1 protein-coding gene is annotated in these 15,770 nt (G+C 72.7%); it reads right to left on the bottom strand.

What is annotated here, in order from left to right; translation table 11 throughout:
• Positions 1-6 precede the first annotated feature (6 nt).
• The gene (locus BKA18_RS36085; protein ID WP_429638756.1) at positions 7-15,759 is read right to left on the bottom strand and encodes a type I polyketide synthase; all 15,753 of its coding nucleotides are present in this window, start codon (positions 15,757-15,759) and stop codon (positions 7-9) included.
• Positions 15,760-15,770 lie beyond the last annotated feature (11 nt).

The raw sequence follows: 15,770 nt of genomic DNA, 5'->3' as shown, positions 1-15,770 counted from the left end.
GGCGTGTCATGACATGCCGAGGTCGTTGTCGATGAAGTCGAAGATCTCGTCTGCGGTGGCGGAGTTGATCCGGTCGCTCACCCCGGCGTCGTCCTGCGTCACCGCCTCGGTGTCCGCCGGCTCGTGCCACTTCGTGAGCAGCGTCTGCAGGCGGGAGGCGATCCTGGCCCGCTGCGGATCGTCCTGCGCCACCTCCGCCAGCAGGTCCTCCAGCCGGTCCAGCTCGGCGAGCGCGGGCAGCGCCCCGGCCGTCTCCCCCGCCGCGACCTGCGTCCGCAGATGGCGGGCGAGGGCCGCGGCGGTCGGGTGGTCGAACAGCAGCGTGGCGGGCAGCTGGGTGCCGGTGGCGAGACCGAGCCGGTTGCGCAGCTCGACGGCCATGAGCGAGTCGAAGCCCAGCTCGCTGAACGCCCGCTTCGGGTCGATCGCGTCCACGGAGTCGTGCCCGAGGACACCGGCGACACTGGTCCGGACGAGGGCGACGAGGACGCGTTCCTGGTCCGTCTCGCTCCGCCCGGCCAGCTGCGCGCGCAGCGCCTGGAGACCGCCCGGTCCGTCACCGTCCGCGGACTCGCGTTCCGGGGACGCGCGCCGCGCCTCCGGCAGATCGGCGAACAGCGCACTGGGCCGCACCGCGGTGAAGCCGGGTACGAACCGCGCCCAGTCCACATCGGCCACGGTCAGCGTGGTGTCGCCACGGGTGACTGCCCGCTCCAGCGCGTCGACCGCGAGCCGCGGGTCGAGCGTGCCCATACCGCCCCGGGCGAGGCGCTCGGCCAGCTGCTCGTCGCCCGCGGCGCCGGCCGCCATCCCGGCGCCGGCCCACGGGCCCCAGGCGAGGGAGGTGGCCGGCAGGCCCAGGGCGTGCCGGTGCTGGGCGAGGGCGTCCAGGTAGGCGTTGGCGGCGGCGTAGTTGGCCTGGCCGGTCGCCCCCGCCGTACCGGCGAAGGACGAGAACAGCACGAACGCGGTCAGGCCGTCGGTCAGTTCGTGCAGATGTGCCGCGGCCGCCATCTTGGCGCGCAGCACGGCGTCCAGGCGGGCGCCGTCGAGCCCGGCGATCAGCCCGTCGTCGAGCACCCCCGCGGCGTGGAACACCGCGTCGACGGGGTGCTCGGCCAGCAGCCGCGCCAGCGCCTCCCGGTCGGCGGCGTCGCAGGCGGCGACCGTCACCCGGGTGCCGCGGGCGGTCAGTTCGGCCTGCAGCTCGGCCGCGCCCTCGGCCTGCATACCGCGCCGGCCCGCCAGGACCAGGTGTGCGGCGCCCCGGTCGGCCAGCCGGCGGGCCACATGCGCGCCGAGCGCGCCGGTGCCCCCGGTGATCAGGACGGTTCCGGCGCACGTCCACGGCTCGTCGGTGCCGGGCCCGGCGGTGTCCGGGGCCTGGGCCCGGACCAGTCGCCGGACGAACACCCCCGAGCCGCGGACGGCGACCTGGTCCTCGCCCGGCCCGGCCTCCAGGACCGCGCACAGCCGCTCCACGGCCCGCTCATCGGGCTCCGCGGGCAGATCGACCAGACCGCCCCAGCTCTGCGGCTGCTCCAGCGCGGCGACCCGCCCCAGGCCCCAGACCGCGGCCTGTACGGGAGAGGGCACGGCCTCGCGCTCCCGGACCGCCACGGCCCCGGTGGTCGCGCACCACAGCGGTGCGCCGGTGCCCAGGTCGTCGAGGGCCTGGACGAGGGCCATGGTGGCGGCGAGCCCGCCGGGCGTGGCGGGCTGGCTCCGGTGCGGCTCCTCGTCCGTGCCGAGCAGGGACAGCACGCCGTCCACGGGGCCCGACTCGGCCAGCAGCGTGCCCAGTTGGTCGGCGAGCGACTTGCGGTCGGCGCGACCGCAGTCGACCTCGACCGGGACGACCCCGGCTGCCCCATGGGCGGTGAGTCCGGCTGCGATCGCCGTCTCCCAGGCACGGCCGCCGCGGCCCGCGGGGTGGGCGAGCAGCCAGGTGCCGGACAGCACCGGAGCCGGGGCGTCGCCGGCCGGCCGCCAGGTGACGCGGTATTCCCAGCCGTCGGCGACGGTGCGTTCGCGCTGCTGGTGGCGCCACGAGGACAGCGCGGGCAGCACCTCGCTCAGCGGAGCGTCACCGGCCAGGTGGAGACGCTCGGCCAGCTCGCCCGGGTCGGCGTGCTCCACGGCGGCCCAGAACTGGTCGTCCACCGTCTGCGCCGCATCGGCCGCGGTCTGCACACCGGCCGGCTCCAGCCAGTACCGACGGCGCTGGAAGGCGTAGGTGGGCAGCTCGACCCGGCGCGCCCCCGTGCCGTACAGCGCGGCGGGACCCGCCCCGAGTCCGCGTACGTGCAGGCTCGCCGCGGCACGGAGGGCGCTGCGCACCTCGGGCCGGTCGCGCCGCAGGACGGGGAGCGCGGCGGTGTCCTCATCGGGCGCGCGCAGGCTCTCCCATGCCGTGGCGGCGAGCGCGCCGTCGGGCCCCAGCTCCAGATACGTCCGTACGCCGTCGGCCTCCAGGCGGCGGATGCCGTCGCAGAAGCGGACGGCCTCCCGCACATGCCGCACCCAGTACTCGGGCGAGGTCAGGTCGGCGTCGGTCGCCGGTTCCCCGGTGAGGTTGGAGACGACGGGAAGGCGCGGCGGTGCATAGCGCACTCCCCGCGCGATCTCGCCGAACTCCGTGAGCATCGCGTCCATCAGTGGAGAGTGAAACGCATGGCTGACCCGCAAACGCCTAGTCTTTCGCCCGCGTTCGGCCAGCTGTCCGGCGATCTCGGTGACCGCGTCCTGCTCGCCGGAGACGACGACGGCCGAGGGCCCGTTCACCGCGGCGATCCCCGCCCGGTCCGCCAGGCCCGCCAGCAGGGGCGCCACCTCTTCTTCGGCGGCCTGGACGGCGATCATGGCGCCGCCTTCGGGCAGTGCCTGCATCAGCCGGCCGCGGGCGGCGACCAGACGGCACGCGTCCTGCAGGGTCAGCACCCCGGCCACGTGCGCGGCGGTCAGCTCTCCGATGGAGTGGCCGATCAGGACTTCGGGCCTGATCCCCCACGATCCGACGAGCGCGTGGAGTGCCGTTCCCACGGCGAACAGGGCGGGCTGGGTGTAGGCGGTGCGGTCGAGCAGCGCGGCCTCGGGCGTGCCCTCGTCCGCGAAGACGAGTGCGCGCAGCGGCCGTTCGAGGTGGCGGTCGAACTCCGCGCAGACCTCGTCGAAGGCCGCCGCATAGGCGGGGAAGCGCGCATGGAGTTCGCGTCCCATGCCGGCGCGCTGGGAGCCCTGGCCGCTGAAGAGGAAGGCGAGCTTCCCACCGGCGTCCGCGCGCCCGCGCACCAGCTCCGCCGAGTCCTCCCCGCGGGCCAGCGCGGCGAGTCCCGTCAGGAACGTGTCCCGGTCCCCGGCGACCAGCGCCGCCCGGTGGTCGAAGGCGGCCCGGGTGGTGGCGAGCGAGTACCCGACGTCGCGTACCGGCAGGTCCGGGCGGTCGGCGAGGTGGGCGCGCAGCCGCTTCGCCTGGTCGCGCAGTGCGGCGGCGGACCGGGCGGACAGCGGCCAGACGACGGGCTCCGGCCGAGCGACAAGCCCCTCGTCCGTGTCGTCGAGGGGGTGCAGGTCGTCCCCCTCCGGCCCCCCGTCCGCCGTCCCGTACTGCTCCAGCACCACATGCGCATTGGTGCCGCTGATCCCGAACGAGGACACCGCGGCCCGGCGCGGCAGTTCGCGCTGGGGCCACTCCTCGGCCCGGGTCAGCAGCCGCACTTCGCCGGCCGACCAATCGACGTGCGAGGAGGGCTCGGTGACGTGCAGTGTGCGGGGCAGCACGCCCTTCTGGAGCGCCAGCACCATCTTGATCACACCGGCGACGCCGGCCGCGGCCTGGGTGTGTCCGATGTTCGACTTCACCGACCCCAGCCACAACGGCCGGTCCGCCGCACGGTCCTGACCGTAGGTGGCGATCAGCGCCTGTGCCTCGATCGGATCGCCCAGTGCGGTCCCGGTGCCGTGTGCCTCGACCGCGTCCACCTCATGGGCGTCGAGCCCGGCGTTGGCCAGCGCGGCCCGGATGACCCGCTGCTGGGAGGGGCCGTTGGGGGCGGTCAGACCGTTCGACGCGCCGTCCTGGTTGACCGCGGAGCCGCGGAGCACGGCGAGTACCGGGTGCCCGTTGCGCCGCGCGTCGGAGAGCCGCTCGACGAGAACGATGCCCGCGCCCTCGCCCCAGCCGGTGCCGTCCGCGTCGTCGGCGAAGGCCTTGCACCGCCCGTCGCCCGCCAGTCCCCCTTGCCGGCCGAACTCCACGAAGGCACCCGGGGTGGCCATCACGGTCACCCCGCCCGCGAAGGCGAGATCGCACTCCCCGAGCCGCAGGGCCTGCGCGGCCAGATGCAGCGCCACCAGCGACGACGAACAGGCCGTGTCGACGGTGACGGCGGGCCCTTCGAGCCCGAGCGCGTAGGAGACCCGGCCGGACGTCACGCTGGTGGCATGGCCGGTGAGCAACTGCCCCTCGGTCCCCTCGGGCAGGGTGTGCGCGGCCGAGCCGTAGCCCTGGTAGTTCGTCCCCGCGAACACGCCGGTGCGGCTGCCGCGCAGCACCGCCGGATCGATGCCGGCGCGCTCCAGTGCCTCCCAGGAGATTTCCAGCAGCAGCCGCTGCTGCGGGTCCATGGTGACCGCCTCACGCGGCGAGATGCCGAAGAAGTCCGCGTCGAAGTCGCCGCTGTCGTGGAGGAATCCGCCCTCGACCCGGGCCGCGTCGTCATCGGTCTGCCAGCCCCGGTCGGCCGGCAGCGGCGACAGCGCGTCCACGCCGTCGGCCAGCAGCCGCCAGAACTCCTCGGGGCTGCCCGCCCCGCCCGGGAACCGGCAGCTCATGGCGACGATGGCGAGCTGCTCCTCGCCCGTCGCCGGCCGCTCGGCCACGGCGGCCGGGACGGCGGCCGGCTCGTCTCCGAACAGTTCGGTGCACACATGGCCGGCCAGTGCCACCGGCGACGGGTAGTCGAAGACGAGCGTCGCCGGCAGCCGCAGCCCGGTCGCGGCGCCCAGCCGGTTGCGCAGCTCGACGGCGGTGAGCGAGTCGATGCCCAGGCCACGGAAGTCCCGTGCGGGCTCGACGGCTTCGGGGCCGGTGTGCCCGAGCACGAGCGCTGCCTGCGAGCGGACGAGTTCCAGCACCGCCGGCTCCCGCTCGGCGGCCGGCAGCGCGGCCAGCCGGGTCCGCAGGCTCTCCGCGGCGTCACCGGGGGACGCCGACGCGGCCGAGCGCCGGGCGGACCCGGTCACCAGAGCGCGCAGCAGCGCCGGCGGCGCGGAGTGCGGTGCCCGCAGCGCCGCATGATCGAGCCGCACCGGGGCGTAGACCGCTTCGGCCGTCCCGAATGCGCCGTCGAACGCCGCCAGGCCCTGCTCGGCCGTGAACGGCAGCATGCCGCCCCGCGCCATGCGCGTGAGGTCGGCGTCCGTCAGCTCGCCGGTCATCCCCGCGCCGGGGGCCCACGGGCCCCATGCCAGTGACGTGGCGGGCAGTCCCTCACCGTTCCTGGCCTGCGCGAACGCATCCAGGAAGGCGTTCGCCGCCGAGTAGTTGCCCTGCCCCGAGCCGCCGAACATGCCGGCGACGGAGGAGAAGACGACGAACGCCGCCAGGTCCTCGTCCCGGGTCAGCTCATGCAGGGTGCGCACCGCGTCCGCCTTCGGCGCGAGCACCGCATCCAGCCGCTCGGGCGTCAGCGAGGACAGCACGCCGTCGTCGAGCACTCCGGCCGTGTGCACGATCGCGGTCAGCGAATGCTGCGGCGGGACGGAGCCGAGCAGCCCGCGCAGCGCCTCGCGATCGGCGGTGTCACAGGCGGCGACGGTGACCTCTGCGCCGAGGGCGGCGAGTTCGTCGCGCAGCACGTCGGCGCCCGGAGCCTGCGGGCCGCGGCGGCTCGCCAACAGCAGATGGCGAACCCCGTGCTCGGCCACCAGATGCCGGGCCACCAGCGCGCCCAGCCCACCGGTACCGCCCGTGACCAGGACCGTCCCTTCCGCATCGAGCGGAACCGGCATCGTCAGCACGACCTTGCCGACGTTCTTGGCCTGGCTGAGGTAGCGGAACGCCTCGGGTGCCTTCCGTACGTCCCACGCGGTGAGCGGCAGGGGCCGCAGCACGCCTTGCTCGAAGAGGGCGACGAGTGCGGTCAGCATCTCCCCGATCCGCTCCGGACCGGCGTCGAACAGATCGAACGCCTGGTAGCGCACCTCCGCGTGTGCGGCCGCCACCTCCTGTGCGTCGCGGACGTCGGTCTTGCCCATCTCCAGGAACCGCCCGCCCCGCGGCAGCAGTCGCAGCGAGGCGTCCACGAACTCCCGCGCCAGGGAATCGAGCACGACGTCGACACCCCGGCCCGCAGTCGCGTCCAGGAACGACCGCTCGAAGTCCAGATCACGCGACGACGCGATATGCGCCTCGTCCAGACCCGACGAGCGCAGGGTCTCCCATTTCCCCGGGCTCGCGGTACCGAACACCTCCGCGCCCAGATGCCGCGCCAGCTGCACCGCGGCCATCCCCACACCACCCGCGGCGGCATGTACCAGCACCGACTCGCCCGCCTGGAGCTCCCCCAGGTCCACCAAGGCGTAGTACGCCGTCAGGAACACCACCGGAACCGACGCCGCCTGCGCGAACGACCAGCCCTCGGGTATACGGGCCAGGGTGCGCCCGTCGGCCACCGCGAGGGGACCGAAGGACTGGGTGAACAGCCCCATCACCCGGTCGCCCGGGGAGAACCCGGTCACCCCGGGTCCGACCTCGGTGACCACGCCGGCGCCCTCGATCCCCAAGGCCACGGCGTCACCCGGATACATCCCGAGTGCGTTCAGCACATCACGGAAGTTCAGCCCGGCGGCGCGTACCGCGATCCGCACCTGCCCGGCACCCAACTCGGCCTGCGCCGTGGGGGACTCCGCGAGGTGCAGGTTCTCCAGCGTGCCCTTCTCCGCGATGTCCAGGCACCACGCGCTGCCCTGGCCGGGCACGGGCAGCGCATCCGGCCGTACGTGCCTGCTGAGCCTCGGGACGTAGACCTGGCCTGCGCGGACGGCCAGTTCGGGCTCGTCGCAGGCCAGTGCGGCGGGAAGCACGGCGAGGGACTCGCTCGCCCCGTCGAGATCGACCAGCGTGAACCGGTCCGGGTTCTCCGACCGCGCCGACCGGACCAGCCCCCAGACGGCGGCCAGCGCCGGATCCGGACGCCGTTCGTCCACGGTGACCGCGCCCTGGGTGACGACGACCAGCCGGGCCGCGGCGAACCGCTCCTCGGCCAGCCATGCGTGGAGGAGCCCGAGCGCCCGATGGGTCGCGGTGTGCGCGGCGGCGGCCGGGTCACCGCCGGGAGCGTCCAGCCGCAGCAGGACGTGGGACGGCACCTCGCCCCGGGGAAGCGAATCGAGGTCCGGGTACACGGACGCGCCGATCGCGGTCAGGTCGAGTGGGCTGACGGTGCCGTCGGTCCCGTCGGTCCCGTCGGATGGGTCGACGGCCGCATCGAGGGGTACCGGGGGCGCGGTGTGCCCGCTGACCTCGATGGGCTCCGGCAGCGGAATCCAGTCCATCGTGTGCAGCGCGGTGTCCTGCCGGCCGGCCTTGGCCTGGGCGATCCCGTCTGCCGACACCGGTCGCAGGACCAGGGAGTCGATCGTCGCGACGGGCCCGCCCGAGGCATCGGCCAACTCCAGGGCGACCGCGTCGGGACCGTGCACGGACAGCCGGGCACGCAGCACCGACGCTCCGGACGCGTGCAGCGTCACCCCCGACCAGGAGAAGGGCAGCCTGCCCCGGCCCTCGTCGGCCTGGTCCGCGGCCACGAGTCCGAGTGCGTGCAGTGCCGAGTCCAGCAGCGCCGGGTGCAGCCCGAAGCCGGCAGCGTCGGGAACGGCGCTCTCCGGAAGTTCGACGGAGGCGAACAACTCGTCGCCACGGCTCCATACCTGGCGCAGCCCGCGGAAGACCGGCCCATAGCCGAACCCCGCCGCCGTCAGCCCCTCGTACAGCCCCTCGACGGCGACGGGCTCCGCACCGGCCGGCGGCCACTGGGACAGGTCAGCGCCGGGCGCCGCACTGTCCGTGCCGAGGACGCCGGCAGCGTGGCGTATCCAGGGCTGTTCGGTCTCCGCGTCCTGCGGCCGGGAGTAGACGCCCAGCGTCCGGCGCCCGGACTCGTCCGCGGCCCCGACGGCCACCTGGAGCTGTACGGCACCTCGCTCCGGCAGGACGAGGGGCGCCTGCAGCGTCAGTTCCTCCACCTGCCCGCAACCGACCTGGTCCCCGGCACGGACGGCCAGCTCCAGGAAAGCGGTACCGGGGAGCAGGACCGAGCCCGAGACGACATGCTCGGCGAGCCAGGGCTGAGCGGCGACGGACACCCGCCCGGTGAACACCACGGCGCCGGTCTCGACGGTGCCGTACGCGCTGTCCGTGCTGTCCGTGCGGTCTGCGCTGTCGGCCAGGGAGAGGGCAGCGCCCAGCAAGGGGTGATGCGCGGACTCCAGTCCGGCAGAGCCGAGATCGCCGGCCGGCAGGCCCGTGAACCGGGGCCAGTAGCGCTGGTGTTGGAAGGCGTAGGTGGGGAGGTCGATGGGGGTGCGGGCGGGGGTGGGAGTGTCGGTGGTGGCGCTTTCGGTGGCGACAGCCGTGGTTGCGGTCGTGGCCGGGAAGAAGGTCTGCCAGTTGATGGTGATGCCGTGGGCGAATGCCCGTCCGGCGGCGGTCAGTACGGCGGATATCTCGCCGCGGTCGTCGGCGCGCAGGGTGGGGATGAGGACCTGGTCCGCGTCACTGTCGAGGCAACCCTGTGCCATGGCGGTGAGGGTGCCGTCCGGTCCGATTTCCATGAACCGGGTGACCTCGTGGTCCGCCAGCCAGCGGATCCCGTCGGCGAAGCGGACGGCCTCACGGACATGCCGCACCCAGTAGTCGGCGGACGTCAGCTCCTGTGCCGTGGCGAGCGTGCCGGTCAGGTTCGAGACCACCGGGATACGGGGCTCGGCGTAGGTCACACTTTCGGCGACGGTGCGGAACTCGTCGAGCATCGGCTCCATCAACGGGGAGTGGAAGGCGTGGCTGACCTGGAGCCGCTTCACCTTCCGACCGTCGGACCCGAAGCGCCCGGCGATCTCGGCCACTGCCGCTTCCTCACCGGAGACCACGACCGACTTCGGACCGTTCACCGCAGCGATGCTCACCCGCTGCTCCTGGCCCTCCAGCAGCGGCAACACCTCGTCTTCGGTGGCCTGAAGGGCGACCATCGCGCCACCCGCCGGGAGTGCCTGCATCAGGCGACCACGGGCCGCCACCAGACGGCAGGCATCCTCCAGCGACAGCACGCCGGCGGTGTGCGCAGCCACCAACTCACCGATGGAATGACCCACCAGATAGTCGGGCCGTACGCCGAACGACTCCACCAGCCGGAACAGCGCCACTTCGACGGCGAACAATGCCGGCTGAGTGAACCCGGTCTGGTTCAGACGCTCCGCGTCCGCACCGAACATCACCTCCCGCAACGGAGTCGCCAGCTCGCCGTCGAAGTGCGCACAGACGGCGTCAAAGGCATCGGCGAACACCGGGAACGCGTCGTACAACTCCCGACCCATCCCCAACCGCTGCGCACCCTGCCCCGTGAACAGCAGCGCCCATCGCGCTTCGGGTGCAGCCAGGGCGCTCACCACGGAAGCAGCATCGTCCCCCTTGGCCAGCGCCTTGAGTCCGTCCACCAGAGCATCGCGCTCGGTGCCGAGGACGACGGCCCGGTGTTCAAACGCCGAACGCGTCGTGGCCAGCGCAAACCCCACTTCCGGCGCGCCGAGCTCAGGCCGCGCCTCCACATGCGCCAACAACCGCTGCGCCTGCGCCCGCACACCCTCCCGACTCCGCGCGGACACCACCCACGGCACCACACCCACCCCACCGACCGGCTGGGCTTCCGCGCTCTCCTCCACCGGAGCCTGCTCGATCACCACATGCGCGTTGGTGCCGCTCACTCCGAACGCAGATACACCGGCCCGACGAAGCCGCTCCCCCTCCGGCCACGCCACCGCCTCGGTGAGCAGCCGCACGTCGCCCGCCGACCAGTCCACATGCGACGACGGCTCCTCGGCATGCAGGGTCCGCGGCAGGATGCCGTGCTGGAGCGCCAGCACCATCTTGATGACACCGGCGACACCCGCGGCGGCCTGGGTGTGCCCGATGTTCGACTTCACCGAACCCAGCCACAACGGCCGGTCCTCTTCCCGGCCCTGGCCGTACGTCGCCAGCAGCGCCTGCGCCTCGATCGGGTCACCCAGCGACGTCCCCGTCCCGTGCGCCTCGACCACATCCACATCCGCCGCAGACAGCCCCGCACCCGCCAGAGCCTGCCGGATCACCCGCTGCTGCGACGGACCGTTCGGCGCCGTCAAACCATTCGACGCACCATCCTGATTCACCGCAGATCCAGCCACCACAGCCAAGACGCGATGCCCATGACGCCGAGCATCCGACAGCCGCTCCACGACCAGCACACCGGCGCCCTCGCCCCAACCGGTGCCATCCGCAGCATCCGAGAACGCCTTGCACCGGCCATCAGCGGCAAGGCCACGCTGCTGGCTGAATTCGATGAACGCACCCGGCGTCGACATCACGGTCACACCACCGGCCAGCGCCAGATCACATTCACCCGAGCGCAGGGACTGCGCGGCCAGGTGCAGGGCGACCAGCGACGAGGAACACGCCGTGTCCACCGTGACCGCCGGCCCCTCCAGGCCCAGCGCATACGAGATCCGGCCCGACACCACAGCTGCTGCGTTCCCGGTACCGAGGTAGCCGTCCTGGCCTTCCGGAGTGCTCAGCAGCAGGGCGGGGTAGTCCTGCCCGTTGGAACCGACGAAGACCCCGGCCCGGCTCCCGCGCAACGTCTGCGGATCAATACCGGAACGCTCAAGCGCCTCCCAGGAGGTTTCGAGCAGCAGCCGCTGCTGCGGGTCGATCGCGACCGCTTCCCGTGGGCTGATACCGAAGAACGCCGGATCGAACTGGTCGACCCCGCTGACGAATCCGCCGTGTCGCGAGTAGCTCTTCCCTGGCCGGCCCGGAGTCGGGTCATAGAGGGCATCGAGGTCCCAGCCACGGTCATCGGGAAGCTCGGAGATCGCGTCCTCGGCCCCGGCCACCAGCCGCCACAGGTCCTCGGGGCTGACGACCCCACCGGGCAGCCGGCAGCTCATCCCGACGATGACCACCGGATCGTCCGAGACGGAAGCCGGCACCGGCAGACCGGGGACCGCGTCCGCCCCGGTGCCGAACAGCTCATCGCCCAGGAAGCGGGCCAGATCGACCGGCGACGGATAGTCGAAGACGACGGTGGCGGGCAGCCGCAGACCGGTTTCGGTGTTCAACCGGCCGCGCAACTCCACAGCGGTCAGCGAGTCGAAGCCCAAGTCCCGGAAGGCAGAGCGTGCTTCGAGCGACTCGGGCTTTGGGTAGCCGAGGACCGCCGCGGCATGGGTACGCACCAACTCCAACAGCGCGCGCTCCCGCTCCACAACCGACAGCCCGGACAGCCGCTCCCGCATCACGCCGGCACCGGCACCCTCACTGCCGACGCCGACAGCCAACGCCGCCCGCACCTCGGGCAGGTCCTCCAACAACGGACTCGGACGGGCACTCGTGAACGCCGGAGCGAAGCGCTCCCACTCCACATCCGCCACGACCACCGAACCCTCACCCGCGCCGACCGCCGACTCCAACGCGGAGACCGCGAGGGCCGGATCGAGCGCCCTCAGGCCACGCCGCAGCAGATGCTCCTCCGCGCCCTCCGCGCCGGCCATTCCGCCGCCGGCCCACGGGCCCCACGCCACCGCACAACCCACCGCACCCCGCGCACGACGTGCTTCCACCAGACCCTCGACGAAGGCATTCCCCGCCGCATACGCCGCCTGACCACCACTCCCCCACACACCGGCAATCGAGGAGAACACCACAAAGGCATCCAGCGCCCGATCCCGCAATGCCTCGTCCAACACCACAGCACCGGCGACCTTGGCCCCCATCACCTCGGCGAAGTGCTCCGCATCCACGTCGTCCAAGGGCACGGAATCCACTACACCTGCCGCATGCACGACGGCGTCCACGGAACAGCCCGCCAACAGCTCCTCGACCGCATCCCGGTCTGCGACATCGCAGGCCGCCACCGTCACCCGCACACCGAGCGCCGACAGCTCCGCCTCCAGCTCCACCGCACCAGGAGCCTCCGGACCCCGGCGACTGGTCAGCACCACGTGCTCCGCACCGCGCTCAGCCACCCAACGCGCCACACGAGCACCGAGCGCGCCCGTACCACCCGTGATCAGCACCGTGCCGCGCGGCTGCCAACCACCCTCCACGTCTTCAGCCGGAGCCGGCGCATGCACCAGCCGCCGCCCGAACACCCCCGACGCCCGCACCGCAACCTGATCCTCGCCACCATCGGCCAAAACGCCGGCGAGCCGATCAAGAGCCCGACGGTCCACGGCCTCCGGAAGATCCACCAGACCGCCCCAACGATCCGGCAGCTCCAACGCAGCCACCCGACCCAGACCCCACACCGCCGCACCCACCGGATCCGGCCCACCATCCGCCCGGCCCACCGCGACAGCCCCCCGCGTCACCAGCCACACACGCCCACCGACACCGGCGTCCCCCAGCGCCTGCACCACCACAGCACTACGCGCCACATCCGCGCAGTCCACCACCAGCACCCCGGCAACCGGCTCCTCACCAGCCACCTCACGCACCCGCTCGGCCAACAACCCCCGGTCCACCTCCCCCGCGACACACTCCACCCGCGCAAGCGGCACCCCACACGCCGCCAATCCCTCCACCACAGCCTCGGACCACGCCTCACCCGCAGCCACCACCGCAAGCCAACGACCGCCCCACACCCCACCCGACGGCGCCACAAGCGGCTTCCACTCCACCCGATAGCGCCAGCCGTCCACGACCGACCGTTCACGCGGCTCGGGTGTGGCGCCCGTCGATTCCAGCCAGTACCGCTCGCGCTGGAAGGCGTAGGTGGGCAGATCCACCCGCCGCGCCCCGGTGCCCGCGAAGTACGCCGCCCAGTCGATCGGTGCGCCCGACGAGAAGGCGCCGGCCACCGCCGACATCAGCGACGTGGTCTCGGGCCGGTCCGTCCGCAGGGAGGCGAGGAACAACCGCTCGGTGTCCTCGTCACCCGTATCCGAGAGGCAAGCCTGTGCCATCGCGGTCAGGGTGCCGCCGGGCCCCAGCTCCAAGAGCCGTGTCACGCCGTGCTCGGCGAGCCACCGGACACCGTCAGCGAACCGGACGGCGTCACGGACATGCCGCACCCAGTAATCAGGGGACGTCAATTCCACGGCCGTAGCGAGCTCACCGGTCACATTCGAGACCACCGGGATACGCGGCTCCGCGAACACCACGCTCTCCGCAACCGACCGGAACTCGTCCAGCATCGGGTCCATCAACGGCGAATGGAAGGCATGACTCACCTGGAGCCGCTTCACCTTCCGCCCCAGCCCCTCGAAATGCCCGGCGACCTCCGCCACAGCGGATTCCTCACCGGATACCACCACCGCCTGCGGACCATTCACCGCCGCCACACCCACCCGCTGCTCAAGCCCCTCCAACAGCGGCAACACCTCACCCTCCGACGCCTGGAGCGACACCATCGCCCCACCCGCCGGCAACGCCTGCATCAACCGACCACGCGCCGCCACCAGCCGGCACGCATCCTCCAGCGACCACACCCCCGCCACATGCGCGGCCACCAACTCACCGACGGAATGGCCGACCAGGTATTTGGGCTTGATGCCCCAGGACTCGATCAGTCGATAGAGGGCCACTTCCACCGCGAAGAGCGCCGGCTGAGTGAAACCAGTCTGATGCAGCCGCTCCACATCATCGCCGAACACCACGTCCCGCAAGGGAGTTGCCAACTCACCATCGAAGTACGCACACACCGCATCGAACGCAGCCGCGAAGGCCGGGTAGGCCGCGTACAACTCCCGTCCCATTCCGGCACGTTGGGCTCCTTGGCCGGTGAAGAGGAAGGCGGTGGCGCCGCGCATCGTGCGGCCGCCCACCACTCCCGGGCCCGCTCCCTCGATGCCCTGGGTGGCCAGTTCCTCCAGGCCGCGCAGGGCCGCGGCCCGGTCCTCCGCGAGTACCACGGCCCGGTGTTCGAACGCGGTCCGGGTGGTGGTCAGGGAGTGTCCGACATCGGTCGGGTCCAGCTCGTCCTGCGTGACCCGCGACAGTAGCTGGGCCGCTTGTGCGCGAAGGGCGACCGCGCTGCGGGCGGAGACCACCCAGGGGACGAGGGGAAGTGCGCGGACGGGCTCGCCGTCGTCCTCCGGTGCCGTGGCGTCCTCGTCCGCGGGCGCCTCCTCCAGGATGGCGTGGGCGTTGGTTCCGCTGATGCCGAAGGACGAGACGCCGGCGCGGCGCGGGCGCCCGTCCTGCTGCCAGGGCAGCGCCTCGGTCAGCACCTCGACATCGCCGGCCGTCCACTCGATGTGGCGGGACGGCTCGGAGATGTGCAGGGACTTGGGGAGCGTCCCGTGGTGCATCGCCATGACCATCTTGATGATGCTGCCGACGCCGGCCGCCGACTGGGTGTGGCCGATGTTGGACTTGAGCGAGCCGAGCCGCAGCGGCCCGTGGTCCGCGCGGTCCTTTCCGTAGGTGGCGAGCAGCGCCTGGGCTTCGATGGGGTCGCCCAGCGAGGTACCCGTCCCATGGGCGTCGACGGCGTCGACATCGCTCGGCGACAGCCCCGCCCGGGACAGCGCGGACCGGATCACCCGCTGCTGCGAGGGGCCGTTGGGGGCGGTCAGGCCGTTGGACGCGCCGTCGGAGTTGATGGCCGTACCCCGGACGACGGCCAGCACCGGATGGCCGTTCTTGCGCGCGTCGGAGAGCCGCTCGACGAGCAGCATGCCGGCGCCCTCCGACCAGCCGGTCCCGTCCGCGTCGTCGGAGAACGGCTTGCAGCGGCCATCGGCGGCCAGGCCGCGCTGCCTGCTGAACTCGAAGAACATGGCCGGGGTGCACATCACGGCGACCCCGCCGGCCAGCGCCAGATCGCATTCGCCGCGGCGCAGCGCATGGCACGCCCAGTGCAGGGCGACCAGCGACGAGGAGCAGGCCGTGTCGACCGTGACGGCGGGTCCTTCGAGGCCGAGGGTGTAGGCGATCCGGCCGGAGGCCACGGAGGTGGCGTTCCCCGCGAGGAGCAGCCCCTGTACGCCGTCGGGGAGCTCGGACACGCCGATGCCGTAGCCGGAGGTGGCGGCGCCGACGAACACTCCGCCGTTGGAGCCGCGCACCGTCGCCGGGTCGATGCCCGCGCGTTCGAAGGCCTCCCAGGCCACTTCGAGCAGCAGCCGCTGCTGCGGGTCGGTGGCCAGCGCCTCCCGGGGGCTCATCCCGAAGAAGGCCGGGTCGAAGTACCCCGCGTCGTGCAGGAAGCCGCCTTCGCGCACATAGATGGAGCCCGGCTTCTCCGGGTCCGGGTCGTAGGCGCCGTCGACGTCCCAGCCCCGGTCGACCGGGAAGCCGGAGACGGCGTCTCCCCCTTCGGCGACCAGCTGCCACAGGTCTTCCGGAGTACGCACACCGCCGGGGTAGCGGCAGCTCATCGCGACGATGGCGATGGGCTCCCGGTCCCTGCCCTCAGCTTCGCGAAGCTGGCGACGGGTCTGCCGAAGCTCGGTCGTCACCCGCTTCAGGTACTCCATGTACTTCTCGTCGTCAGCAGCCACCAACGTCACAT

It is taken from the genome of Streptomyces auratus (assembly GCF_050433025.1).
Classification (GTDB): Bacteria; Actinomycetota; Actinomycetes; order Streptomycetales; family Streptomycetaceae; genus Streptomyces; species Streptomyces sioyaensis.
The sequence above is the reverse complement of the archived record's forward strand: the minus strand, read 5'-3'. Positions and strand labels throughout refer to the sequence as shown.